At 60.1% G+C, this 26,595-nt stretch carries 19 protein-coding genes and 1 pseudogene; 15 read left to right on the forward strand and 5 right to left on the reverse strand.

Annotation, left to right across the window (positions count from 1 at the left end):
- The first annotated feature begins 11 nt into the window (after positions 1-11).
- The 12 genes from CXQ80_RS11845 (at position 12) to CXQ80_RS11900 (ending at position 21,205) form a co-directional block, all read left to right on the forward strand.
- A complete protein-coding gene (locus CXQ80_RS11845) occupies positions 12-3,128 on the forward strand; it encodes an efflux RND transporter permease subunit (RefSeq protein WP_101319623.1) in 3,117 nt (1,038 codons plus the stop codon).
- 60 nt (positions 3,129-3,188) lie between these two features.
- On the forward strand, positions 3,189-3,767 hold the full coding sequence (gene mobA / locus CXQ80_RS11850; protein ID WP_101319625.1) for a molybdenum cofactor guanylyltransferase MobA: 579 nt from the start codon (positions 3,189-3,191) through the stop codon (positions 3,765-3,767).
- A gap of 362 nt (positions 3,768-4,129) precedes the next feature.
- Positions 4,130-12,787 (forward strand): GH36-type glycosyl hydrolase domain-containing protein, encoded by an 8,658-nt coding sequence (locus CXQ80_RS11855; protein ID WP_101319627.1) that lies wholly within the window; start codon positions 4,130-4,132, stop codon positions 12,785-12,787.
- A 122-nt stretch (positions 12,788-12,909) separates the two neighbouring features.
- Complete coding sequence (locus CXQ80_RS11860) at positions 12,910-13,638, forward strand: Crp/Fnr family transcriptional regulator (protein WP_101319629.1); 729 nt, start codon at positions 12,910-12,912, stop codon at positions 13,636-13,638.
- Between the two features lie 299 nt (positions 13,639-13,937).
- Complete coding sequence (locus CXQ80_RS11865; protein ID WP_101319631.1) at positions 13,938-14,927, forward strand: aldo/keto reductase; 990 nt, start codon at positions 13,938-13,940, stop codon at positions 14,925-14,927.
- Positions 14,924-15,514: a flavodoxin gene (locus CXQ80_RS11870; RefSeq protein WP_101319633.1), complete on the forward strand. Its 591-nt coding sequence runs from the start codon at positions 14,924-14,926 to the stop codon at positions 15,512-15,514. The genes CXQ80_RS11865 and CXQ80_RS11870 overlap by 4 nt, the downstream gene beginning before the upstream one ends.
- A 24-nt stretch (positions 15,515-15,538) precedes the next feature.
- Entirely contained in the window at positions 15,539-16,531 is a 993-nt protein-coding gene (locus tag CXQ80_RS11875; RefSeq protein ID WP_101319635.1) for an aldo/keto reductase, read from the forward strand.
- A gap of 59 nt (positions 16,532-16,590) precedes the next feature.
- Positions 16,591-17,058 carry a cupin domain-containing protein gene (locus CXQ80_RS11880; protein ID WP_101319637.1) on the forward strand — a complete coding sequence of 156 codons (468 nt, stop codon included), beginning with the start codon at positions 16,591-16,593 and terminating at the stop codon, positions 17,056-17,058.
- Positions 17,059-17,287: 229 nt separating this feature from the next.
- Entirely contained in the window at positions 17,288-18,061 is a 774-nt protein-coding gene (locus CXQ80_RS11885; protein ID WP_101319639.1) for a carboxymuconolactone decarboxylase family protein, read from the forward strand.
- A gap of 121 nt (positions 18,062-18,182) precedes the next feature.
- Positions 18,183-19,127 carry an alpha/beta fold hydrolase gene (locus CXQ80_RS11890; protein WP_178080828.1) on the forward strand — a complete coding sequence of 315 codons (945 nt, stop codon included), beginning with the start codon at positions 18,183-18,185 and terminating at the stop codon, positions 19,125-19,127.
- Between the two features lie 49 nt (positions 19,128-19,176).
- Positions 19,177-20,229, forward strand: a complete 1,053-nt coding sequence (locus CXQ80_RS11895; RefSeq protein WP_101319643.1) for an alpha/beta hydrolase — start codon at positions 19,177-19,179, stop codon at positions 20,227-20,229.
- An 82-nt stretch (positions 20,230-20,311) separates the two neighbouring features.
- Positions 20,312-21,205, forward strand: coding sequence for a LysR family transcriptional regulator (locus tag CXQ80_RS11900; protein ID WP_101319645.1), 894 nt, complete (start codon positions 20,312-20,314; stop codon positions 21,203-21,205).
- Between the two features lie 321 nt (positions 21,206-21,526).
- Here the strand turns inward: CXQ80_RS11900 and CXQ80_RS11905 are convergent, their stop codons facing one another.
- Genes CXQ80_RS11905 through CXQ80_RS11915 form a run of 3 tightly spaced genes read right to left on the reverse strand, consistent with a single transcriptional unit; the run spans position 21,527 to position 23,360 of the window.
- Positions 21,527-21,871 carry a MaoC/PaaZ C-terminal domain-containing protein gene (locus tag CXQ80_RS11905; protein ID WP_101319647.1) on the reverse strand — a complete coding sequence of 115 codons (345 nt, stop codon included), beginning with the start codon at positions 21,869-21,871 and terminating at the stop codon, positions 21,527-21,529.
- Positions 21,872-21,888: 17 nt separating this feature from the next.
- The gene (panB, locus tag CXQ80_RS11910) at positions 21,889-22,722 is read right to left on the reverse strand and encodes a 3-methyl-2-oxobutanoate hydroxymethyltransferase (RefSeq protein WP_101319649.1); all 834 of its coding nucleotides are present in this window, start codon (positions 22,720-22,722) and stop codon (positions 21,889-21,891) included.
- Positions 22,723-22,736: 14 nt separating this feature from the next.
- Positions 22,737-23,360: a LysE family translocator gene (locus CXQ80_RS11915; RefSeq protein WP_258197250.1), complete on the reverse strand. Its 624-nt coding sequence runs from the start codon at positions 23,358-23,360 to the stop codon at positions 22,737-22,739.
- Positions 23,361-23,491: 131 nt separating this feature from the next.
- Between CXQ80_RS11915 and CXQ80_RS11920 the strand changes: the two genes are divergently transcribed.
- The 3 genes and pseudogenes from CXQ80_RS11920 to CXQ80_RS11930 all read left to right on the forward strand — a co-directional run bounded on the left by CXQ80_RS11920 (position 23,492) and on the right by CXQ80_RS11930 (position 25,085).
- Complete coding sequence (locus tag CXQ80_RS11920; protein ID WP_101319651.1) at positions 23,492-23,947, forward strand: Lrp/AsnC family transcriptional regulator; 456 nt, start codon at positions 23,492-23,494, stop codon at positions 23,945-23,947.
- Positions 23,948-23,995: 48 nt separating this feature from the next.
- Positions 23,996-24,729 (forward strand): annotated as a pseudogene (locus CXQ80_RS11925) (amino acid carrier protein); the annotation flags it as partial.
- Between the two features lie 137 nt (positions 24,730-24,866).
- Complete coding sequence (locus CXQ80_RS11930) at positions 24,867-25,085, forward strand: hypothetical protein (protein ID WP_224786350.1); 219 nt, start codon at positions 24,867-24,869, stop codon at positions 25,083-25,085.
- 12 nt (positions 25,086-25,097) lie between these two features.
- On the opposite strand, the gene CXQ80_RS25030 is transcribed toward CXQ80_RS11930, so the two are convergent.
- Entirely contained in the window at positions 25,098-25,397 is a 300-nt protein-coding gene (locus CXQ80_RS25030; protein ID WP_101319653.1) for a hypothetical protein, read from the reverse strand.
- 575 nt (positions 25,398-25,972) lie between these two features.
- Complete coding sequence (locus CXQ80_RS24735; protein WP_157831745.1) at positions 25,973-26,194, reverse strand: hypothetical protein; 222 nt, start codon at positions 26,192-26,194, stop codon at positions 25,973-25,975.
- Between the last annotated feature and the right edge of the window lie 401 nt (positions 26,195-26,595).

The following is a 26,595-nucleotide window of genomic DNA, read 5'->3' on the forward strand; positions in this document are numbered from 1 at the left end:
GGGCCTGATTCATGCCGCAGTTTTTCATTGACCGGCCGATTTTCGCCTGGGTCGTAGCGCTATTCATCCTGCTTGCGGGGGCGCTGAGCATTCCCAAGCTGCCGGTGGCGCAGTATCCCAACGTGGCGCCGCCACAGATCGAGATCTATGCCGTCTACCCGGGTGCTTCCGCTGCAACCATGGACGAGAGCGTGGTCAGCCTGATCGAGCAGGAGCTCAACGGCGCCGACAACCTGCTCTATTTCAACTCGCAAAGCAGCCTGGGCAGCGCCACCATCACCGCCACCTTCGAGCCGGGCACTCAGCCGGACCTGGCTCAGGTCGATGTGCAGAACCGCCTCAAGGTGGTCGAGTCGCGCTTGCCGCGGCCGGTCACCCAGCAAGGTTTGCAAGTCGAAAAAGTTTCGACCGGTTTCCTGTTGCTGGCCACCCTCACCTCCGAGGACGGCAGCCTCGATGAAACTGCCCTCAGCGACATCCTTGCGCGCAACGTGATGAACGAGATCCGCCGCCTCAAGGGTGTTGGCAAGGCGCAGCTGTACGGCTCGGAACGGGCCATGCGGATCTGGATCGACCCGGCCAAGCTGATCGGCTTCAACCTCACGCCCAACGACGTCTCGGTGGCCATCGCCGCGCAGAATGCTCAGGTGGCACCCGGCAGCATTGGCGATCTGCCGAGCCGGCCAACCCAGGAAATCACTGCCAACGTGGTGGTCAAGGGCCAACTGAGCACGCCGCAGGAATTCGCCGACATCGTCCTGCGGGCCAACCCGGACGGTTCCAGCGTGACCGTCGGCGATGTCGCCCGGGTCGAGATCGGCGCGCAGGACTACCAGTTCGGCACGCGCCTTAACGGCAAACCGTCGACGGCCTTTGCCGTGCAGCTGTCGCCCGGCGCCAACGCCATGCAGACCGCGACCCTGGTTCGCGAGAAAATGGAGCAACTGGCGCCGCTGTTCCCGGCCGGGGTCAAGTACGACATCCCGTATGACACCTCGCCATTCGTCAAGGTCTCGATCCAGCAGGTCATCACGACCCTGTTCGAGGCGATGCTGCTGGTGTTTGCGGTGATGTTCCTGTTCCTGCAGAACATCCGCTACACGCTGATCCCGACTCTGGTGGTGCCGGTGGCGCTGATGGGGACCTTTGCCGTGATGATGGCGATGGGGTTCTCGATCAACGTGCTGACTTTGTTCGGCATGGTTCTGGCCATTGGCATCCTGGTCGACGACGCCATCGTGGTGGTGGAAAACGTCGAGCGGATCATGGCCGAGGAAGGCCTGCCGCCCAAGCAGGCAACACGCAAGGCGATGGGCCAGATCAGCGGCGCCATTGTCGGCATCACCCTGGTGCTGGTCGCGGTGTTTCTGCCGATGGCCTTCATGCAAGGCTCGGTGGGGGTGATCTACCAGCAGTTCTCGGTGTCGATGGCGGTGTCGATCCTGTTCTCGGCCTTCCTTGCCCTGAGCTTGACCCCTGCCCTGTGCGCGACCCTGCTCAAGCCGGTAGCCAAAGGTGGCGAGCACGCCAGCAAGGGCTTCTTTGGCTGGTTCAATCGCCGTTTCGAGCGCATGAGCGACGGTTACCAGCGCTGGGTGGTGCACGCGCTCAAGCGCAGCGGTCGCTATCTGCTGCTGTATGGCGTGTTGCTGGCGGTGCTGGGATATGGCTTCAGCCAGTTGCCGACGGCGTTTCTGCCGACCGAAGACCAGGGCTACACCATCACCGACATCCAACTGCCGCCGGGCGCCAGCCGCGCCCGCACCGAACAGGTGGCGGCGCAGATCGAGGCGCATAACAGCGGCGAGGCTGGGGTTGGCAATACCACGTTGATTCTTGGCTTCAGCTTCTCAGGCAGCGGGCAGAATGCCGCGTTGGCGTTCACCACGCTCAAGGACTGGTCCGAGCGTGGTGCTGCCGACAGCGCGCAAGCCATCGCGGACCGGGCCAATCAGGCGTTCAGCCAGATCAAGGACGCCGTGGCGTTCTCCGTGCTGCCGCCGCCCATCGACGGCCTCGGCGAGTCGACCGGCTTCGAGCTGCGCCTGCAGGACCGCGGCGGCCTTGGCCATGCGCAACTGATGGCCGCCCGCGACCAACTCCTGGCCGAGGCAGGCAAGAGCAAGCTGCTGGTCAACGTGCGTGAGTCGTCGCTGGCGGAAAGCCCGCAGATTCAGCTTGAAATCGACCGGCGTCAGGCCAACGCGCTGGGCATCTCGTTCGCTGATATCGGTTCAGTGCTGGATACCGCGGTGGGCTCAAGCTACGTCAACGACTTCCCCAACCAGGGCCGCATGCAACGGGTAGTGGTCCAGGCCGAGGGCGATCAGCGCAGCCAGGTCGAGGACTTGCTGAAGATCCACGTGCGCAATGACAGCGGCAAGATGGTGCCACTGGCAGCGTTCGTACAGGCCAAGTGGGTCACCGGGCCGGTGCAATTGACCCGCTATAACGGGTATCCGGCGGTTTCCATCAGCGGCGAGCCAGCGCCTGGTTACAGCTCAGGTGACGCCATGGACGAAATGCAGCGCCTGGTCGATCAATTGCCTGCCGGCACTGCGCTGGAGTGGACGGGACTGTCGCTGCAGGAGCGCTTGTCCGGCAGCCAGGCACCGCTGTTGCTGGCCTTGTCGCTGCTGATCGTGTTCCTGTGCCTGGCGGCGCTGTACGAGAGCTGGTCGATCCCGACGGCGGTGCTGCTGGTGGTACCGCTAGGCGTGCTCGGTGCAGTGCTGGCAGTGACGCTGCGCGGCATGCCCAATGACGTGTTCTTCAAGGTTGGTTTGATCACCTTGATTGGCTTGTCGGCGAAGAACGCGATTCTGATCATCGAGTTCGCCAAGAGCCTGGTCGATCAGGGCCATGATCCGGTTGATGCCGCGGTACAGGCGGCAAGGCTGCGGCTGCGGCCGATCGTGATGACGTCGCTGGCGTTCATTCTCGGCGTGGTGCCGTTGGCGATTGCCAGCGGTGCGAGTTCGGCGAGCCAGCAGGCGATTGGTACCGGGGTGATTGGCGGCATGCTCAGCGCGACGCTGGCGGTGGTGTTTGTGCCGGTGTTCTTCGTGGTAGTGATGCGCTTGGCTGGGCGACGCAAGGCTGGCGTTGAGGCAAGCGAGCGCGGCTGACTGGACAAGCTGGGTGTGACATGGGAGGGTTTCTGGCTTGACTGCCGGGAGCCCTTTTTTATGTCTGCGCAATTGCCTGCCTGTTCTGTATTGATCCTTGCCGGTGGCCGGGGCGCGCGTATGGGTGGGCGCGACAAGGGGTTGCTGGAGTGGCGTGGGGAGCCGTTGGTGGCGCATGTGCAGCGGGTGGTGCGGCCGTTGACCGATGATGTGGTGATTTCCTGTAACCGAAATCAAGAGCTGTACCGTGGGTATGCCGATCAGTTGGTGGCTGATGCCGAGGCGGATTATCCGGGGCCCTTGGCTGGGGTGATTGCGGGGTTGGCGGTGGCTCGGCATGACTGGGTGGTGGTGTTGGGGTGTGATGCGCCGTTGATTGACCGTCGCTTGATCGAGGATTTGCTTGAGCTTGCGGTTGGGCAGGATTTGCCGGCGATGGTGCGTCAGGGGGGGTATTGGCAGCCGATGTTTGCGGTTTTGCCCCGGCAGGTGTTGCCGTTGTTGCGGCGGGCTTGGCTGGAGGGGGAACGGAGTTTGCAACGGGCTCTGGTGGGGGGTGGGGGGTGCTATGGGTTGGACTGTGCTGTGGGGGATCCCAGGTTGTCGAATTTCAATACTCCGGAGTTGCTTGGGTCGTGATCTTTCGACTTTAGATGCTGTCTTAGATCTATGCTATAAAATACTGATTTTTATCAGATTTTGTGTTTTAGATGATGATTGCAAGTTAGCCTTTCGTGGAGGACAGCCAATGGCCGATTGCTGTCTCTCGCCAAAAGCAGCAGCCAGCTAAAAGCGGCCTCTTGGATCGTGCACCTCTAACACCGCCCGTAGCGGCGATCTTGCCTATGTTCGCTAGCGAACAGACTCCCCCCCAATTAACACCCCACACTCGTCAGTGGAACGCTGCACCCGGCGGCACAACGCCCCGCACACCTGGCCTGGCGTAGAACCGCCTTCATTCCACATGCGACTTGCCCTGCGCGGGTCGTGCGAAGGAATTCATGCAAAATATCCTGACTCGCACCCTGTCCAGCCTATGGCGCTCACCGGCCATCTGGCTTCGGTGGAGTGCAGCGCGGCACAAGTTCGAATACGAGCCAATCCTGCGTTCCGACCTGTTCAATGCGCAGCAGATGGCAGATCACGGCATCGTACTTGCCCGTCAACATGTGCTCGGGCGCCTTTCAAGAAAGGACGCCTTGCTGGGCCGCCTGACTGACAACCAACTGCTGCTGGAACGCAGCTGCGCAGCGCTCATGACCGTGCAATTGTCCAGCCGACGCGCCACCCCTGCGGCAGAATGGCTGCTGGACAACCTCTACCTCATCGAAGAAAACATCCGTACCGCCAGAACCCACCTGCCCGACGGCTATAGTCGCGAGCTGCCACGCCTGGCCGAAGGTCCCTCGGCCGGCCTGCCGCGGGTTTACGACATAGCGCTGGAAACCATCGCTCACGGCGATGGCTGGGTTGATGCGCCCAGCCTGGATTGTTTCATCGCCTCTTATCAGACCATCACCCCGCTGACCCTGGGCGAGCTATGGGCCATCCCGATCATGCTGCGCCTGGCGCTGATTGAGAACTTGCGGCGCGTGGCGTCTCGGGTCATGGCAAACCGCGATGACCGTAACCTTGCCGATGACTGGGCCGATCGCTTGATCGAAATGGCCGAGCGCGACGCCAAGAGCGTGGTGTTGACCGTTGCCGACATGGCGCGATCGGCACCGCCGATGACGCCGTCATTCGTAGCAGAACTGGCGCGTCGCCTGCACGGGCAAAGCGCAGCATTGATATTGCCGATGGCCTGGATAGAACAAACGCTAGGCGAGTCGGGCCTGACCGTAGAACGCCTGGTGCAGATGGATGCCCAGCAGCAAGCCGGTGACCAGGTGTCCATCAGCAACAGCTTCGCCAGCCTGAGGTTGCTGACGGCGACCGACTGGCGCGAGTTCGTCGAGCTGCTCAGCCATGTCGAACAGGTCTTGTGCACGGATCCGGCCGGCGTCTACGCGAACATGGACTTTGCCACCCGCGATCGTTACCGCCATGTGATCGAACGCCTCGCCCGGCATTGCGTGCAGTCTGAAACCGAGGTGGCACAAGCGGCCATCGAACTGGCTAGCACTCCACAGCTCGTGAGCCATGTGAACGGGCATGTGGGCTATTACCTGGTGGCTGGCGGTTTGCCCCACCTTGAGCAGGCGCTGCACGCCAGCGTGCCGCTGCACCAACGCTGGAAGCGCCTGCTGCAGAGCGCCCCGTTGAAGTTCTACCTGTGCCCTGCACTGCTGCTGACGCTGCTGTTAGCCTGGCCGTTTCTCAGCAGCGCTTATCACCGCGGCACACCAACCTGGGGCTTGGTCCTGCTCGCCGTGCCAGCGCTATTGATGACCAGCAGTCTGGCGATTGGGCTGGTCAACTGGCTGGTGACCCTCACGGTAGTCTCCTCGCTTCTGCCGCGCCTAGATTACAGCAAAGGCATACCGGCCGAGGCACGGACGCTGGTGGCGGTGCCGACGATGTTTGCCAACGCCGACGACATCGAGGCGCTAGTGGAAGGCCTGGAAGTGAGGTTCCTGGCCAATCGCGATGCCAATCTGCATTTTGCGCTGCTCAGTGACTTCATGGACGCTCCTGCCGAGGTGATGCCCGAGGATGCCGAACTGCTCGCTCTGGCGCGGCAACTGATCGAGGCGCTCAACCACAAATATGCCGATGGCCAGGTCGACCGGTTCTTCCTGCTACACCGGCCCAGGCACTGGAGTTCGACCGAACGGGTCTGGATGGGGTATGAACGCAAGCGCGGCAAGCTCGCGGAGCTCAACGCGTTGCTGCTTGGTAAAGGAAAGGAGCGCTTCGCATTGATCGTCGGTGATGTCGCGCCACTGAGCACGGTACGCTTCGTCATCACCCTGGACACCGACACCTTGCTGCCCCGCGATGTCGCGCGTCAGTGCATCGGTACCATGATGCACCCGCTTAACCATCCGGTATTCGATCTACAGAGCGGTAAGATCGTCAGCGGCTACGCCATCCTCCAGCCACGCGTAGGGATCAGCTTGCCGAGTACGGCACGTTCGACCTACGCCCGCCTGTTTGGCAGCGATGCGGGTATCGACCCCTATACCCGCGCCGTCTCCGATGTTTACCAGGACCTGTTCCACAACGGCTCCTTCATCGGCAAGGGCATCTATGCCGTCGATGCCTTCGAACAGGCACTCGAAGGCTGCCTGCCCGATAACCGCATCCTCAGCCATGACTTGATCGAAGGCTGCTACGCCCGCTGCGGGTTGCTCAGCGATGTACAACTGTATGAGGAATATCCGTCGCGCTACAGCGCTGATGCCAAGCGCCGACACCGCTGGATTCGCGGAGACTGGCAAGTGCTGTACTGGGCCTTGCCGTGGGCACCGAAGCCCGAGGGAGGATTCGCACCCAACCCCCTGAGCAACCTTGCCCGCTGGAAGATTCTCGACAACCTGCGCCGCAGCCTGGAGCCAGGCGCCTTCCTGGCCATGCTGGTCTGGGGATGGTTGGGTTCGAGCGAAGCCATCTCCTGGACATTGGCGGTGGTCATCCTGGTCTTTGTCCAACCGACGCTGCAGTCAGTACTGGCGCTGGTGCAGAAAGCGGCCGATATTCCCCTGGGACAACACCTCAGCGCGGCATTACGGACCTCGGGCCAGCATTTCATGCGCGCGCTCTTGTCGATTGTCTGGTTGCCGTCCGATGCGTTGTTGAGCTTCGATGCGATTGGCCGCTCATTGTGGCGCATGCTGATCAGCAAACGCCGCCTGCTGCAATGGCAACCTTCCCGTGAGGTGGAGCGTTCCAGTGGCACCGGCCTGTCGGACATGTATAAAAGCATGTGGATTGCCCCGGCACTGGCGCTGCTGCTATTCGCGGCCCTGCTCCCCTCCCTCGCCGTACTCGCACTGGCGGCGCCTTTACTGCTGGTGTGGTTGGCAAGCCCGGCGATTGCCTGGTGGATCAGCCTGCCGACTACACCCGCGGGGTTTAGTCCTTCAGCGCAAGACCTGCGTTTCCTGCGCATGCTGTCACGCCAGACCTGGGCGTTCTTTGATCGTTACGTGAGCCCTGAGAACAACTGGTTGCCGCCGGATAACGTCCAGGAAGTACCCAAGCTGACCATTGCGCACCGAACCTCCCCGACCAACATGGGCATGGCCTTGCTCTCGCACCTGGCGGCCCACGATTTCGGTTACCTGAGCGGCGGGCGCTTGCTGGAACGCATCACTGCAATGCTTGAATCCATGGCCCGCCTAGAGCGTCATCAAGGGCACTTCTACAACTGGTACGACACCAAGACACTGCAGCCGCTGGCGCCTAGGTATGTGTCCACCGTGGACAGCGGCAACCTGGCGGGCATGCTGCTCACCTTACGACCGGGGCTGCTGGGATTGATCGACACGCCCCTGTTTGACCGAAGCACCCTGAGCGGCCTGGGCGACACCCTCGATGTGCTTCAACAGGCGTTAGAGGGCGTAAACCTCGATGACCGTGCCGTGCTTGAACTGCGCGTAAAGGTAGAGTCGGCGCTGGTCCAGGACACCCCGGACAACCTCCTGCCATTACTCGATCTAACGGCTGCTTTAACAATCGACAGTCCGCCCAGGGCTGCTGAAGAAGCCCATTACTGGCTACAGGCATTACAGGCGCAGTGCATGGATCTGCGGGCAGAACGATTACTCTTCGAGCTACCGCCGGCACCCGCCCGGGACAAGCCCCCCGCACTCACCCTAAGGCAAATGGCCGAGCTCGATTGCACCCTGTGGCTGCCCGCCGATCAGGCGCAAGTGCAGGCGGTACAAGGCTTGGCCCGCGCACGAATCATTCATCTTGAGCACCTGGCCGAATTTTGCGCGTCACTGGCCAGCATGGACTTCACCTTCCTCTACGATGCCCAGCGTGACCTGTTCTCGATAGGCTACAACGCCGACGAACGCAGGCTGGACCACGGCTATTATGATCTGCTCGCTTCAGAGGTACGCCTGACCAATTTCGTGGCCATCGCCCAGGACCAGCTGCCGCAACAGGCCTGGTTCACCCTCGGACGCCTGCTCAGCAACAATCGTGGGGTGCCGGTGCTGCTTTCCTGGTCCGGATCGATGTTCGAGTACCTGATGCCCAACTTGATCATGCCTAGCTATGAAGGGACGCTGCTGGAGCAGACCTGTCGCGCGGCCGTCGCCTTGCAGATCGAGCATGGGAACCAGTTGGGCATCCCCTGGGGCGTGTCCGAGTCGGGTTATAACACCCTCGACGCCCACTTCAATTATCAGTACCGGGCCTTCGGCGTTCCAGGCCTTGGGCTCATGCGCGGGTTGGCCGAGGACACCGTGATTGCACCGTACGCCAGCGCCCTGGCGCTGATGGTCGAGCCGCAAGCGGCCTGTCGCAACCTTCAACGCCTGGCGGCCCAAGGTTCGGCAGGGCGCTATGGCCTGTACGAAGCGGTCGACTACACCGAGGCACGCCTGCCGCGCGGCCAGCACTATGCGGTCGTGCGCTCGTTCATGGCGCACCATCAGGGCATGAGCCTGCTGGCCTTGACCAGCGTTCTGTTGGACCTTCCCATGCAGCGCCGTTTCGAGTCGATCCCGGCCTTCCAGGCGACCGTGTTGTTGCTGCAGGAGCGCGTACCGAAAACCGCCGCGCCCTACCTGCATGCAACCCAGGCACGTGCCACAGGGGAAAACCCGGAGACGCAGGAAACCAGGCTGCGCGTATTCGCCGATCCCGGGCGCAAACGCCCCGCTGTGCAGCTGCTCTCCAACGGCCGTTACCACGTCATGCTCAGCAGTGCCGGGGGCGGTTACAGCCGTTGCAACGACATCGCCGTGACCCGCTGGCATGAAGACGCGACCCGCGACAACTGGGGCATGTTCTGCTACCTGCGCGATGTCAGCAGCGGCGTATTCTGGTCCTCGGCCCACCAGCCGACCCTGCACCGGCCAGAGAGCCATGAGGCGATTTTCAGCGACTCCCGGGCCGAGTTTCGTGTTCGCGAGCTCGACTTCGATACGCACACGGAGATCGTCGTGTCTCCCGAAGACGATATCGAACTGCGCCGGCTGCACATCACCAACCGCGGCCGCGTAAGCCGTAGCCTGGAGATTACCTCCTACGCCGAGGTGGTACTGGCGCCGGCGGTCAGTGATGCCATGCACCCGGCCTTCAGCAACCTGTTCGTGCAGACCGAACTGGTGCCGGCGCTGCAGGCCATCGTCTGCACCCGCAGGCGGCGCTCCACTGAGGAAGCCGTGCCCTGGATGTGCCACCTGCTGGCCGCGCACGGCGTGGACATCGACGCCATTTCCTACGAGACCGATCGAGCGCGATTTATAGGTCGCGGACGCAACGCTTGCGCACCAGCGGCGCTCGATGGCCATGTCCAGCAGCTGTCCGGCAGCGCAGGTTCGGTGCTGGATCCGATCGTAGCCATCCGCTGCCGTATCACGCTGGAACCCGGGCAAACGGCGACCATTGACCTGGTGACCGGCGTCGCGGACAGCCGTGACGGCTGTCTGTACCTGATCAATAAATACCGCGACCGCCACCTCGCCGATCGGGTCTTCGACCTGGCCTGGACCCACAGCCAGGTGTTGCTGCGCCAACTCAATGTCTCGCAGGATGATGCACGCCTGTTTGAACAGATGGCTGCTTCGATCCTCTACGCCAATGCCTCGTTGCGCGCGGAAAACAGCATCTTGATGGCCAATCGACGTAATCAATCGAGCCTGTGGGGCCAGGCGATCTCCGGCGACCTGCCCGTCGTCCTGCTGCAGATTTCCACCGTCGAGAACATCGAACTCGTGCACCAGATGGTCAAGGCCCATGCCTACTGGCGGCAAAAGGGGCTGATGGTCGACCTGGTGATCTGGAACGAAGATCAGGCCGGCTATCGCCAGCAACTCCAGGACTTGATCATAGGTGTAGTGACATCCGGCAGCGAAGCCTCGTTGATCGATCATCCCGGGGGCATTTTCGTGCGTCCGGCACAGCAGTTGTCGAACGAGGACCGTAGGCTGATCCTGTCGGTCGCACGCTTGGTGCTGAGCGAAGACAACGGCGGCATCGCCGAGCAGGTTCATCGGCGCCACGCCGTCCCGGTACACCCGGCGCTCGTCCCCACGTTCAAGCACCAGGCAAAGGCAACACAAGCGACCCTGCCGGCTATCGAAGGTCTGCTGCTGGGCAATGCCTATGGCGGCTTCAGTGCCGATGGCGACGAGTACGTCATGACCTTGCAGCCTGGCAGGCCGACGCCGGCGCCATGGGCCAACGTATTGGCCAACCCGCACTTCGGCACGGTGATATCCGAAAGTGGTGGCGCTTACACCTGGATGGAAAACGCTCACGAATTTCGCCTGAGCCCCTGGCATAACGACCCGGTCACCGACGCCAGCGGCGAGGCGATATATGTGCGCGATGAAGAAACCGGGTATTTCTGGTCGGTGACGCCGCAGCCTTGTCCCGGTACTGGCGCGTACCGGACCCGGCACGGCTTTGGCTATAGCGTATTCGAGCACGATGAAGACGGAATCCACACCGAGTTGTGGGTGTATGTGGCGCTGGACGCTTCGATCAAATTCTCGCACTTGCAGATTCGGAATCGCTCAGGCCGCGCCAGACGCCTGTCGACTACCTGCTATGTCGAGTGGGTACTGGGCGACTTGCGCAGCAAATCGGCGATGCATGTGGTGACGGAAGCCGACCCTAGCAGCGGCGCATTGTTCGCCAGAAACGCCTATTCGATCGAGTTTGGCGAACGGGTGGCGTTCCTCGATACCGACTCGAGCGACATTCGCATCAGCGGCGATCGCACTGAATTCATCGGCCGCAATGGCAGTCTCAAAACACCTGCAGGACTGCAGCACGCGCGGCTGTCGGGCTGTACCGGTGGCGGCCTGGATCCCTGCGCGGCAATGCAGGTTGCCCTCGACCTCGACAACGGTGAAGACCAGGACGTGGTCTTCCGGCTCGGTGCAGCCAGGGATAAGGCGTCAGCCCTGCGCCTGGTTCATCAATACCGCGGCCTGGCGGCGGCCAGCGCGCAACTGGCGGCGGTACGCGAGCATTGGCGTGCGCAACTGGGCGTGATTCAAATCCAGACTCCCGACCCGAGTATCGATGTCATGGTCAATGGCTGGCTGATGTACCAAGTGATCGCCTGTCGCTTCCAGGCCCGCAGTGGCTACTATCAGTCCGGCGGGGCCATCGGCTTTCGCGATCAACTGCAAGACAGCATGGCGATGATCCATGCCGACCCCGCCAGCGTGCGTGGTCATCTGTTGCTGTGCGCAGCCCATCAATATGCCGAAGGCGACGTGCAACACTGGTGGCATCCGCCGCTCGATCGGGGGGTGCGCAGTGGCTGTTCAGACGATTACTTGTGGCTGGCATTGGCGACCAGCCACTATGTCAATGTCACCGCCGACCTCAGCGTGCTGGCAGAACCCGTGGGTTACCTTGAGGGCCGTCCGCTCAATGTCGGGGAAGAATCCTATTACGACCTGCCGGGCAAATCGCACCTGGTGGAAAGCCTCTACCAACACTGTGTCCACGCCATCGAACACAGCCTGCAGCGCGGCAGCCACGGCCTGCCCTTGATCGGCACGGGCGACTGGAACGACGGGATGAACCGGGTCGGCCAGCTGGGCCGCGGGGAAAGCGTGTGGCTGGGCTTCTTCGGCTTCGACGTTCTGCAGCAGTTTGCCATCACTGCCCAACTGCATGGCGACTCTGTTTTCGCCCAACGTTGTTCCCGTCAGGCCGCCCTGCTGCAGGCCAGTCTCGAGGAGCATGCCTGGGACGGCGAATGGTACCGGCGCGCCTGGTTTGACGATGGCCAGGTCCTGGGCTCGGCCAACAATGACGAATGCCGCATCGACTCGATCTCGCAAAGTTGGTCGGTACTGTCGGGCGCCGCCTCGCAGACCCGACGCCGCACGGCCATGGCCTCGGTCGAGCAGCACTTGGTACGGCTCGACACAGGCGCGGTCCTGCTGCTCGATCCACCTTTCGACAAGGGCGCGCTTGAGCCCGGCTATATCAAGGGCTATGTGCCGGGTGTACGAGAAAATGGTGGCCAGTACACCCATGCCGCCGTCTGGGCCGGCATGGCCTTCGCCAAGCTTGGCGACAATGCCAGGGCGTGGCGGTTGCTCAACATGATCAACCCCGCGGGCCATGAAGTCGCCAAGCGGATCGAAACCTACAAGGTCGAGCCCTATGTCATGGCTGCCGACGTCTATGGCACGCCGCCCCATGCGGGCCGTGGGGGGTGGACTTGGTACACCGGGTCGGCCGGCTGGACGTACCGCTTCATCGTCGAGTCATTGCTCGGCTTGCGGCGTGTCGGCACTTCATTGCACATCGAACCGCTACTGGCGCAGGGATGGCCTGGTTACACCCTGCAATACCGTTATGGGGCAACGACTTACCATATCGAAGTGCGGCCAGGCACGACCACTACGCTTGCGATCATGCTGGACGGCGAGTTGCTAGGCCAGGACACGCTTCAACTGTCGGATGATGGCAAGCAACATCAGGTATTGGTGACATGCCCGGTCAAAGCGCATCAGCCAGAAATACAAGGGCACGACAGAACTGTCGAAGCCGATCTTGAGCGCTGAGATGCAGCGACGTTCTCTTGAGCATCGCAGATTGCTGCGGCGGATTCGGTGCGTTGCCGCGCTTGGTGCGCTTTGGAGTAACCTGTCCCCCTCAGGAAATTTTCCCTCGAAGGGCGGCTGATATGTTCGTTGTACCCAGGCCACAACAGAACTACCTGCTGGCAGCGCTTCCGGGGCCAGCACTGGAGCGCCTCCTACCCCATCTCGAACCGGTCGAGCTGCCACTGGGCAAAGTGCTCTATGAATCTGGCGGTGCCCTGCGACATGTGTACTTCCCCACCGATTGCATCGTGTCACTGTTGTACGTGATGGAGAACGGCGCCTCGGCCGAGATTTCGGTGGTCGGAAACGAAGGCTTGATCGGCGTGGCAGTCTTCATGGGCGGCGAAAGCACACCCAGTCGTGCCGTTGTGCAAAGTGCCGGGCATGCCTATCGCTTGCCCGGCCAGCAACTCAAGGACGAGTTCAACCGCCATGAAGAGATGCTGGTGCTGATGCTGCGCTACACACAGGCACTGATCACGCAAATGGCCCAGACGGCGGTGTGCAATCGCCACCACGCCATCGACCAGCAACTGTGCCGCTGGCTGCTCTTGTCGCTTGATCGCCTACCAGGCAATGAACTGATCATGACCCAGGAATTGATCGCCAACATGCTGGGTGTCCGCCGCGAAGGCGTGACCGACGCTGCCGGCAAGCTCCAGCGGCTGGGGGTCATCGAATACAGTCGGGGACATATCAAGATCCTGGACAGGACTCGTCTGGAGGAGCTGAGTTGCGAATGCTACGCCGTGGTCAAAAGAGAAACCGAACGGTTGCAGCCTTACTTTCCGTTCCCAAGCGACTCATGAGGATGTCCGAAAGTCGGCTTTGGGTCGAAAGCGCTCAGTCGCGAATGACTGCTATCGACCCATAGCGGCCATTTACAGATACGCGCTATCAGCCAGCAGCGGGCGAACCATTCTCTACACGTCAGACCTGTCTCCGAGCACTTGCTCGAGGCATTCACATGCCCATGAAGACACAGTCGTCACCTGTCGCTTTCCAAGACTGATGAGCAAATCTCATGAACCCTTGCCAATTTAACCGTCTAGTACCCACTCAATAGCTCGCCTACTGTTCTCCCAACGCTAAATGTCGGGAGATCTAAATGCACAAGCGCACGCTCGGAAACAGTTCACTCGAAGTGTCAGCCCTGGGTTTGGGTTGCATGGGCTTGAGCCACGGCTACGGCCCGGCGACTGATACACAGCAAGCCATTGCGCTGATCCGGTCGGCGGTTGACCGAGGCGTTACGTTCTTCGATACCGCCGAGGTTTATGGCCCGTACCTGAATGAACAAGTGGTCGGCGAAGCGCTGGCACCGGTGCGCGATCAAGTAGTCATCGCCACCAAGTTCGGCTTCACCTTCGGCGACGACAATAAACAGCAGATTCTCAATAGCCGCCCCGAGCACATCAGAATCGCGCTCGAGGGTTCATTGCGTCGACTGAAGACCGACTATATCGATCTGCTTTACCAGCACCGCGTCGATCCGGACGTGCCAATCGAGGACGTCGCCGGGCTGGTGAAGGACTTGATTGGTGAAGGCAAGGTCAAGCACTTCGGCCTGTCGGAGGCCGGTGCGCAGACCATTCGCCGTGCACACGCGGTACAGCCGGTCACAGCACTGCAAAGTGAATATTCGCTGTGGTGGCGCGAGCCTGAGCAGGAAATCCTGCCGGTGCTGCGGGAGTTAGGCATCGGCCTTGTACCGTTCAGTCCATTAGGCAAAGGTTTTCTCACCGGCACGGTGTCGGCACAGGCCACTTACGGCAGCGACGATTTCCGCAGCATCGTCCCACGCTTCAGCCAGTCGGCGCTGCAAGCCAATCAGGCCCTGGTGGTGTTGATCCGCGAGATAGCCGCGCAAAAACAAGCCACACCCGCGCAGATTGCGCTGGCATGGCTGCTGGCGCAGGCGCCGTGGATTGTGCCGATTCCAGGGACGACCAAACTTCATCGCCTGGAAGAAAACCTCGGCGGCGCAGACATCACCCTCGAAGCCCTCGAACTGAAGGCAATTGATACAGCGTTAGCGCAGATCCGCATCGAAGGCGAGCGGTATCCCGAGGCACTCAAGGCGCGAGTCGGTCGATGAGCAACGATCATGATCCGCTGCGGCGCACGGTGATCGCCGCTCTGGCCAGCGCCCCGCTGCTGTCGCTCGCAGGCACCCAAGGCGCCAGTGAAACACCGCGCTCAGGCTCGCGGATTCTGGTCGCGTATTTCTCGCGCTCGGGTAATACCCGCGTGGTCGCCGGGCTGATCCAGCGTGGACTGGGTGCCGACCTCTTCGAGATTCGCCCGGCCTACGCTTACCCCGAGGACTATTTGCAAACCGTGGAGCAGGCGCGTCAGGAGCGTGACAGCGGCTTCGAGCCCGAGCTGCAACACAAGCTTCACGCGCTCAGCGACTACGACACGATCTATCTCGGGTTCCCGATCTGGGGTGAAACCGCCCCGCCCATCGTGCGCGCCTTTCTCAGCGCCCACGACCTGACCGGCAAGACCCTCATCCCCTTCAACACCCACGGCGGTTATGGCTTGGGCAACAGCCACAGCGTGCTGCTCAAGCACGCGCCGAAGGCAAAGTTTCTAGAAGGTTTTGTAATGGAGGGTGAGCAGGAGCGCAAGACCATGGAACGCGTGAACGGCTGGCTGAGCGATCACCCCCGCACGCGTTAACCGAACTCTGTACGGAGTGACATCATGAAAATCCGCACGTTGGGCAATGGCCTGGAAGTGTCCGCACTGGGCCTTGGCTGCATGAGCATGACCTCGGCCTATGGGCCGGCTGCCGACAAGGCCAGCATGATCAAGCTGATTCGTTCGGCCCATGAGCAAGGCATCACCTTGTTCGACACCGCGGAAGCGTACGGCCCGTTCGCCAATGAAGAACTGCTGGGCGAGGCCTTGCAGCCGATCCGCGAGCAGGTCGTCATCGCCACCAAGTTCGGCTTCGATATCGACCTGATTACCGGCGCACGCGGCGGCGGAACCAACAGTCGCCCGGAACATATCCGCGCCGTGGCCGAGGCGTCGTTGAAGCGTCTGCGCACCGATTGCATCGACCTGTTGTATCAGCACCGCGTTGATCCGCAGGTGCCTATCGAAGATGTCGCCGGCACGGTCAAGGAGCTGATCGCCGAGGGCAAGATCAAGCATTTCGGCCTGTCCGAAGCGGGTGTGGAAACCATTCGCCGGGCGCACGCGGTGCAAGCGGTCACGGCGGTGCAGAGCGAATATTCGCTGTTCTGGCGAGGCCCAGAGCTGAAACTGCTGGCAGTGCTGGAAGAACTGCGGATCGGTTTCGTACCGTTCAGCCCCCTCGGAGCCGGTTTCCTCACCGGTCAGATCGATGAGCACACGCAGTTTGACGCCAGCGATTTCCGCAACTTCGTCCCGCGTTTTTCCCCTGAAGCGCGCAAGGCCAATCTGGCTTTGGTCGATGTGCTGAAAGCCGTCGCACAACGCAAACACGCCACGCCAGCGCAAGTGGCGCTGGCTTGGTTGCTCGCACAGAAACCGTGGATTGTGCCGATCCCGGGCACCACCAAACCCCATCGACTGGAAGAGAACGTGGGCGCAGTCGAACTGCAATTGACCGGTGACGATCTGCGCGAGATCAACGAACAGATGGCGCAGATTGAAGTGCACGGTGAACGCCTGCCGGAATCGGCACTGAAGATGACCGGACTCTGAATCTGCCCAACGCGGCGCCACGTGCGGCGCCACTTTCACGTCTGACCGGAGTTGACACGATGAACCGATTGATCGCACCACTCGTTGCTTTGTCATTCATGGCAGCAGAATCCCAGGCCGCCAGCGAAATCCGCGTTACGCCGAACGGCTCGCAGCCCTCGGTCAAGGGCGCTGCTCAAAACTTTACCGGCACGGTGCGCGTTGATGGCTTGTTCAACGGTGATGCGCCAGCGCGCATCGGCGGCGGCACGGTGACCTTCGAGCCCGGCGCACGCACGGCGTGGCACACCCACCCGCTGGGGCAAACGCTGATCGTCACCGCTGGCGTCGGCTACGTGCAGCAAGAAGGCGGCCCGCGACAGGAAATCCGGCCGGGCGACACTGTCTGGATTCCGCCGCACACCCGTCACTGGCATGGCGCCACGGCCAGCAACGGCATGACCCACATCGCCATCGCTGAAGCCGAGGACGGCAACACCGTTACCTGGGCAGGACAGGTCTCGGAGGCGCAATACGCCGGCCAATGAAGTTACGGAATGTGTCGAAGCTGCTCGCCCGGCACCTTTATCGCAGTCCGTCATCCGTCCTACAGGCCCCGCATCAGCGGGGTCGCGCCGGAATTGCAGCGGTAAGGTCAATATCGATTGATGAGCTCTGCTCAGAAGTCCATGCGCAATTTCGGGGTTAATCGATACAACCATCCTCCGTACGATCCAGCGACACCCCGGTGACCTGCAATGGATGGAGCCTTTCACGATGACCATTGACACACGCAACAACTCTACCCTCCCCACATTCATGGCGCTTTGTCTGGGCATCGGGGCGATGTTCAGCGTTACCACTCAAGCAACCGAGGCATCCCAGACCATGGCCAGCAAGCCCGCCAGCGCAGCCACCTTGTCGCGCCAACAACAAACGATCCCTCTGATCGCCGCGTTCATGGCGACCAGCGACATGCCCAACCTCAACACCGCGCTCAATCAAGGGCTCGATGCCGGCCTGACCATCAGCGAGACCCGGGAAATTCTGGTGCAGCTGTACGCCTATGTGGGCTTCCCGCGTAGCCTTAACGCCTTGAACGAGCTGATGACTGTGGTGCAGGCGCGCAAAAAGCGCGGTATCGAAGACGCGCCGGGGCGTGAGCCGAGCCGGCCGACCCCGATCGGGGATGAGTTGCTGACCGCCGGCACTGCGAATCAAACCAGGATCTCCGGCGCCCCGGTCAAAGGCCCGGTGTTCGAGTTCGCTCCGGTGATCAACCGGTTCCTGCAAACCCACCTGTTCGGCGATATCTTCGCGCGCGACAACCTCGACTGGCAAAGCCGCGAGCTGGCGACCGTCGGGGCGCTGGCGGCAACGCCAGGGGTCGAGCCGCAATTGCGTTCGCACATGGCGGCGAGCCTGCGAGTCGGTCTGAGCACGGCACAGTTGCTCGAGGTCACGGAACTGCTGAAAAAACACGGCGATGCGCATACGGCTGAACGTGCCAATACCGCGTTGACCCAGGCCCTCGCGGCTTCGGGGAAATGACATGAAATCTGCAAAGTACCTGCTGAGCATCACGCTGTTGAGCCTGTTGGCGGCCTGCGCGAACCACCCCGATGGCGCGTTGCTGATTCAACAACAAGGCAGCTTTGCCGCCGGCGGAACGGTGACCACTGCACCGGGCACCTTCAACCCGCGCCAACCGATGATGCCCAACGGCCAGACCTACCACGGTGACCACGCCTACGCCTTCTATCAAATCCCGGTGGATGCGCGAAAACTGCCCATCGTCATGTGGCACGGGGCGGGTCAGTTCTCCAAGACCTGGGAGACCACTGCCGATGGCCGCGAAGGCTTTCAGAACATCTTTCTGCGCCGCCATTACGGCGTTTACCTGATCGATCAGCCCCGGCGCGGCGATGCCGGGCGCAGCATGGTCGAAACCACAATCAAGCCTGTGCCTGACGAACAACTGTGGTTCAACCAGTTCCGCATCGGCCTGTGGCCCAACTACTTCAATGGCGTGCAAATGGCACAGGATGCACAGACCCGCGAGCAATTTTTCCGGGCGATGACGCCGAACACCGGGCCGTTCGACATGAACGTGGTCTCTGATGGCGTGTCAGCACTGTTCGACAAAATCGGCCCGGGGATTTTGTTCACTCATTCGCAAGGTGGCGGGCCGGGCTGGTTGACGGCGATCAAGAACGACAAGGTCAAAGCCATCGTGGCGTTCGAACCGGGCAGCAGCTTCGTGTTTGCTGATGGTGAAGTGCCTGCGCAGATTCCCAGCGCGTTCGACACAGTGCAAGGCGCGGCGGTGCCGATGGAGCAATTCATGGCCCTCACGCGCATTCCGATTCTGATCCTTTACGGCGACAACATCCCGGAGCAGGCGGTCGACCTGCCCGCTCAGGACAGTTGGCGCGCACGCCTGAAAATGGCCCGGCTCTGGCGTGATGCGGTCAATCGCCACGGCGGTGATGTGCGACTGATCCACCTGCCGGAAATCGGAATACATGGCAATACCCACTTCCCCATGTCGGATCTGAACAACGTGCAGATCGCAGACCTGGTCGCGCAATTCCTAAAAGATCACCAGCTGGACTGACCCAGACACTTTTGCAACTACCGCCCTTTTGGTTGCTCAGGAGCCTCACGTGAAAAACACTCTCAAAGCCACGTTCATATCGGCATTGGTCGGCCTCTCGGCGGGCGAAGCCTTGGCTGCCGATTACAAAAAGAATCCATTCACCCTTGCCTACAACGGCGCGATCAGCAAGAACGAACCGGGCAAGGTCAACATCCACCCGGTCAGCTACAAACTCAATGGTCTGGACATCGCCGCCAACGTTTACACACCGGCCAACTACGATGCAAAGAAGACCTACCCGACCGTGGTCGTTGCACACCCCAATGGCGGCGTGAAAGAACAAGTCGCAGGTCTGTATGCTCAACGCCTGGCCGAACAGGGCTACATCACCATCACGGCCGATGCGGCGTATCAGGGTGCCAGCGGTGGTCAGCCGCGCAGCATCGATAAACCGGCGTATCGCATCGAAGACATTCACGGCATGGCCGACTTCATCAGCCAATTTGCCGGCGTCGATGACAAGCGTCTGGGCCTGCTCGGCATCTGTGGTGGCGGTGGTTATTCGCTGGCGGCAGCGCAAACCGACAAACGCTTCAAATCGCTGGCAACGGTGAGCATGTTCAACTCGGGCCGGGTACGTCGCAACGGCTACAACGACGCTCAACTGGACAGCATTCAGCAACGCCTGCAACAGGCGTCAGCAGCCCGCGCGCAAGAGGCGGCCGGCGGCTCGGTGCTGTATTCGGGCGATGCCAACCTCACCGACGAGCAGATTGCCAAACTGCCCTTCGAGCTGTATCGCCAAGGTTATGAGTACTATTGGAAGACCCACGCGCACCCGAACTCGACCTTCAAATACACCACCAGCAGCCTGATCGATTTGATGCGCTTCGACGCCACTGACCAAATCGAGCTGATCAACCAACCTTTGCTGATGATCGCTGGCAGCAAAGCAGACAGTCTGTACATGACGCAGGACGCCTTCCCCAAGGCCACCGGCACCACCGACAAGGAAGTGTTCATCCTCGACGGTGCGACACACATCGAAACCTACTGGGTGCCGCGTCATGTCGATGCCGCGATCGGCAAACTGACCGCGTTCTACGCCCGCACCTTGTAATCAACGTTCTTGAGGGTCGCACATCCGTGCGCAACCTGCTTTCATGGATTAATCCCGCGCCCCTCATGAGAGACTCTCATCAATGCCCCGTGCCAACCTCAACGATCTGCAAGCCTTCGTGGTCATCGCCCGCGAAGGCAGTTTCACCCGCGCGGCCGCCCAGCTTGGCGTCTCGCAGTCGGCACTGAGCCACACCATGCGCGCGCTCGAAAGCCGATTGGGCGTGCGCCTGCTGACACGTACCACGCGCAGCGTTTCACCGACCGAGGCGGGTCAGCGGCTTTATCAGGCTATGGCGCCGCGCTTCGATGAAATCGAACTTGAACTGGCTGCGGTAAGCGAGTTCCGTCACACCCCGGCAGGCAACGTTCGGATTCAGGCATCCGAACATGCCGCCAACAATATTCTGTGGCCCAAGCTTCTAAAGGTGCTGCCAGACTATCCAGACATCAAAGTCGAAATCACCGTCGACTACGCCCTCTCCGACATCGTCGCGCAACGCTATGACGCCGGCGTACGCTTGGGAGACCAGGTGGCCAAGGACATGATCGCAGTGCCTATCGGGCCACCCTTGCGCATCGCGGTCGTGGGCTCACCCGAGTATTTCAACGAACGGCCGATGCCGAAGGAACCCTGTGATCTGGCCACCCAAAATTGCATCAATCTGCGCCTCCCTACCTATGGCAGCCTGATGCAATGGGACTTTGAAAAGGATGGTCACGAACTGAAGGCCCGTGTCGACGGGCAATGGACGTTCAACAGCAGCCTGCCGATCCTGCGTGCGGCCGTGGCGGGATGTGGCTTAGGTTTCCTGCCGGAGGACATGGTGGCTAAGGAGCTAGCCGACGGTAGCCTTGTGCGGGTATTAGAAGATTGGTGCCAACCCTTTGCCGGTTATCATCTCTACTACCCCAATCGACGCGAACATTCATCAGCGTTTGGCGTTGTAGTTGAAGCGTTACGCTACAAGCACTGAGTCATGGTCCTTCAAGGCATCTTAATGTTACCCGCCCCACAAGTCCGCGAATGAGCACATGCTTTTGATCGATGGCAGTTGGACGCGAACGGTTGCAATGAGTCGTTAATGTCCTTCCTGAAGGGCTGCTTTGAGTCGATAGCCGTCATTCGCGAACGGCTGCTAGCGCCCCATGGAGACGAAAGAGTTCTTAGCGCTTCCCTACCCCGCCGATACATATACGCAATCGTCGTCTCTGGATAACATCGCGGGACAAGACGTGTAGCGGGCATTCATCGATGTACTCAGGCCCGCAGTTGATGTGCGGGCTATCAAGACCCGTCAAGACCCGGGAGCGTGGTCGTGCGAGTCCCTGAGTAATCGCCAGCGGCTGCCCACGCCGGGCTCAGCCCCGAGCGTCGGAGGCTTGAACTTGAAGCTCATTGATGTAGCCAGCCAACCCAAGTGTCCGCCGATCTCAGTGATCAAAGTCGCAGTCAGGAGGCCTTGAGCGATGGTGCCGTCAAAACCTTTGGCTACAGCGTATCGGGCATCGGAGTGGACTGGGTTGTGGTCATGCGATAGTGCTTCGAACTGAACGAAGTCAGCCTCCGAGAAGGTGCGCTTGATCTCGAATGTGTCGCCCTCTTCAAGCCCTTCAATCGCCCTCTGGCGTATCGCGTTCATTGGACTCTCCTGCCGCATCAAAAGGTGTGCTCAGATCCTGGGAATGATCCTGACTCCACATCCTTAGCAAAGGCTTGAGCAGCGTCATTCAACACCTTTCGCACATCAGCGTATTGCTTGATGAATCGAGGCAACTGGCCTTGCCGCAGACCTGCCATGTCCTGCCATACCAGTACTTGAGCGTCACAGCCGTTCCCCGCCCCGATTCCAACGGTGGGAATGCCAACTGCCTCGGTGATTCTTCTTGCAACGTCGCCTGGCACCATCTCAATGAGCAGGCCAAACGCTCCTGCGCGCTCAAAAGCCATCCCTAAATCAATCAACCTTTGCGCGTCTGAGCCCTTGCCCTGGATACGGTAACCGCCCAGTTGATGCTCTGCCTGCGGGGTGAATCCAATATGGGCCATCACTGGAATCCCTGCGGCCACCAGCTTCTCGACCTGGGGGAGCATCTCAATTCCACCTTCGAGCTTAACGGCGTGCGCGCCACCTTCTTTCATAAAGCGCACGGCTGTATGGAAGGATTGCTCAGGTGATCCCTGGTACGAACCAAAAGGCAGATCGGCAATGATCAATGCGTGCTTGGTAGCCCGCGAGACCGCGCTGACCAAGGGCAACATTTCGTCAGCGGTTACTGCCAAGGTCGAGTCATAGCCGAAGACATTGTTACCGGCTGAATCGCCGACCAGAAGCACAGGAATTCCTGCCTCCTCAAATATGGCTGCGGCGTACATGTCATAAGCGGTCAACATGGCCCATTTCTGGCCCCGCGCTTTCATCTGGTGTAGATGAGGAATTCTTACCCGCCCACGATTTTGGCTAGCGTAGGGGGCGGTGGTCTGTTCAGACATTGCTTTACCTTCCATTAAACGGTCAGCCGCTCCGCCGCGAGGACGACAGCGATGACAATCATTGCGGTCCCTGAGATGCGGCTCACATTGAGCGCGGCCCCAGGTCGAGAAGTCAGTACAGCGCGTGCGCCATAGCCCACGGCCAGATAAACGACTCCGCAACTGAAAGCATGGATGAGCCCTAGCGCAATGATCTGGACTGCAACCGGCCAAGCGGCAGACGAATCAGTAAACTGAGGTAGCAAAGCCAGGAACAGCAGCAGCACTTTTGGGTTCAGGCCGCTTACACAAAGTCCCTTGAATGCCCAAGTGATCCAGCCTCCATCATCTGCGGCGTCCCCTTGAGCGGGAACTGAGGGTTTGAGCAGCATGTTGAAGCCGAGCCACAAGAGATAAGCAGCCCCCATCAGCGTAAGCGTCGACAACGCATAAGGGATTTTCACCAGCAGGCCACCCACACCCGCCGCGACGATCAATGTCGCGAGAACATGGCCTGAGAGCATGCCCAATACCGCAGGTACCACGGTATGGCCTCGCAAACCCGCTGAAATGGCGTAAGCCCAATCAGCACCTGGGGTGATAACAAACAGAAATGAAACGGCCCAGAAGGCCATCATCAGAGAAGCGCTCACGATCAATTTTCCTCTTGCTCATCACCAGTACGGCACCTTCGGCCCTGGTAGAAACTGAGAGAAGGATAAAGAAAGTCTGGTGTTATTATCTTGCGTAGTTACTCGCAGAGCACCGAGGCCGTGGAAGGTTTTACGTAATGGATCGAATTGATAGGAAGATTCTTGCGGAGCTGCAAGGAGATGGTCGCCAGTCACTCACGGACTTGGCCGAGCGCGTGGGGCTGAGCTTGTCCCCCTGCCATCGACGAGTTCGCGCTTTAGAAGAGGCTGGAGTGATCAAGGGATACCGCGCCCACCTCTCTGCCCCCGAGCTAGGGCTCAATTTCTCTTCACTGGTGTTCGTGACGTTACGAGAAGGGCATCAGCAGGCCGTAGCAGACTTCGAAAAAGCCTTACCAAGCATTCCCTACATCGTCCAAGCTCAACGACTGTTTGGTGATCCGGACTACCTGCTAATGGTCGTAACCGCAGACCTTCCGGCGTTTCAAAAGCTCTATGATGATGAGCTATCGAGGCTGCCAAATGTACAGCGGCTAACCTCGACCTTGGTAATGAAAGATGTCATCACAGATCGCCTACTGCCGTTGGAATGAGCGCCACGAATCCGGTTGTATCAACCTGACTTCACCGGACGCTTACGCCTCAGCAGCAGTTCAGCGCAAATCAGCTCGTTTCAAGCACTAATGTTAAGCCTCGCGGGTCGGGTTGGTGCAGGCAACATTGCCGGCGTTGGAGTTGCCGTAACAATGGGGGGGCGGGCGCTGTCTTCTGGATGTGGGTCACAGCTTTGGTTGGATTGGCGACCACGCTTATGGAGTGTAGCTTGGCCAAGTTGTACAAACGTAAAGATGTCAGAGGCCAATACTAGGGCGGGCCGTCCTTCTACATCGAATACGGGCTGAATAAGCGGTGGCTCGGCGTACTGATGGCAATTTTGCTGATCGTCATCTTTGGTTTTTCATTCAACGGCCTGCAATCGCATGCCGTAACCCACTCCCTGCAAAATGCCTTCGGCATTGATCCTAGTCATTCGGGCATCGTCCTGGCCGTCGTACTGGGACTGGTATTTGTAGGCGGCATCAAGCGTATCGCGAAGGTGGCAGACCTGCTGGTACCGGTGAAGACGCTTGCCTACGTGGCGGTAACGCTCTACGTGATTGTTTTGCAGTTCGATTACGTGCCAATGATGTTGCTGACCATCATCAAAAGCGCCTTCGGCCTGGACCAGGCATTCGCCGGCCTCGTTGGCAGCGCCATCGTGATGGGGGGCAAACGCGGCATGTTCGCCAATGAAGCCGGCCTGGGCAGTGCTCCGAATGTCGCGGCAGTGGCTGAGGTCAAGCATCCAATTTTGCGCTTGGTGGCTTCCTGCTGGCACGCGCCACGAAGAACATTAGGTTAATTGAGCAGGCGACCGAGGCATACTGCGTTGAAATCGGCGTAACACCGGTTTAACGGCAGAGCCAGACCGCGTTAAATTCCGACCTGCGCTGACCGCCTGGGCGCCAGCGTTTGAATGTCATATCGCGGCCTACTGGCTCAGGGCTGCATCAAGGCTCTGGCTGGCACCAGGGCCACACCGTCACCTGCATTCTGGAGGCGCTGCGGCTGGTCAGCTGGAACCGCCAGGCTGACAAGATCAAGCTCACAGCCAAGGGTCGGCATTACATCGACCTGGCATTCAAAGCCAGTCCAGCACTTAGAGCAGATTTGTACTCCACTCTGCTGTAACCCCTCTACCCTCTATTTCGGACAGGCGATTCGGCCCTTTGAAGCCGCGCCTTCTGTAGCAATTAGCCGTGCACGCCCTACACCCCAAGCCAATGCCCTAGTCATCGACTCGCCTGGTCGGGAGTCGAAGGCCTCTTCGTGCAATGCCATGCCTTCGGGCGCATAGACTCCGATGAACATCTGCGTGCTCCCCGTGCGCGAAAGCCTCACTTGTACATCGATGTAGGTGCCGTCATCGAGGGTTTCGTCATGGATTCGATGGTGGAGCGTGGGGTCAGCCCAACCCCAGAAAATATCACCGCGGATTCGCATGCCGTACTCCTACGACTCAGATAGTTATGAGGTTGTAGTAAGCAAGATAGCGAAAGCGAGGCGGTAATCAACTGCGGCTCAAGAGGCCGAGGGCTTCACCGGACGAGCGGAACCGCCTTACGAATCGACACCGGGCTTATCCAGAGTTGCGGCGAAACTCATCCATTCATCGAACGCCTTCCGATGCTGGGCGCAGACATAGTCCCATCCAGCACCAGTAGTGCACCCGTAGGCCACCTGGCTCATCGTCGCAGCGGTTTGCATGTCCAGCTTGCGTAGCAGCTCATAAGCTTGAAATTGCCTCTCCCTGTCTAGCTTTGTCACTGTAATCACCGATGTCCAAGGCCAGCCGAATGGCCCGCTTATTCGGTAGACCCTTGCAGTACCACTTAAGTCATTAATCCTCCCGATTACACCGAATGACCTTAGAAGTGCGGCCAAGGAATCGTCATGTCTGAAGATATCAAGCTGATCCAGCCAGCGCCGGTCGTCGCGACGAATACGGAATGTTCCAGCACCCTGACCTGCCTGACTTCAAGGAGGGTGATGTCGACCGGTGCAAAGCCTGGCGCGCCTCAGGGCCGGATGGTTACAGTCGGGCGCATGCCGCCTATCTGTGCATCGGCATATTCAATCCAGCGCGCGAAGGCATCACGGTGCTGGCGGCACGTTTCCTCCCAATCAATCTGTTCCATCTGCTCGTAGGCTATTTGCTTCATCGTGTCAGCAGCCAAGTCGCTCAGACCCTTGAGAGCCTGGTACGCCTGATATTGGCGCTCATGCCTTTCAGTGTCCATGAGAGTTCATCCGCAGTAATTAATAGTAGCCACTGATCAAGCGACCTTGGCAAGCGGCGTGAAGGTTCGCTACTTACTCAAAAAGCCGACGAGCGACACTAATATTCACCGCATACGAACGCGGAGCCGGCGGAGCCAAGACCAAGATTGACGCCGTGCGCAACGGAGAGCATCTGATCGAACCTATCTATTGGGTGAAGTCATGATCGCCGTTGCTCAACTCCGCTCTATCCGGCTCTCAAACTGCGGTGGGTAGTCAGCACTCCCTTCTCATCAAACAAGAAAATCATCTGGTTTCCGCCTTTGTCCTGACAAACAACTCCATCAGTGTTCCCGTCAACAATTCCTTGGCAAGCCATATTCCATGCGTATGGACGGATTTGGCACTTCAGGGTTTTGCC

This window comes from Pseudomonas sp. 02C 26 (assembly GCF_002843585.1).
GTDB classification, from domain to species: Bacteria; Pseudomonadota; Gammaproteobacteria; order Pseudomonadales; family Pseudomonadaceae; genus Aquipseudomonas; species Aquipseudomonas shirazensis.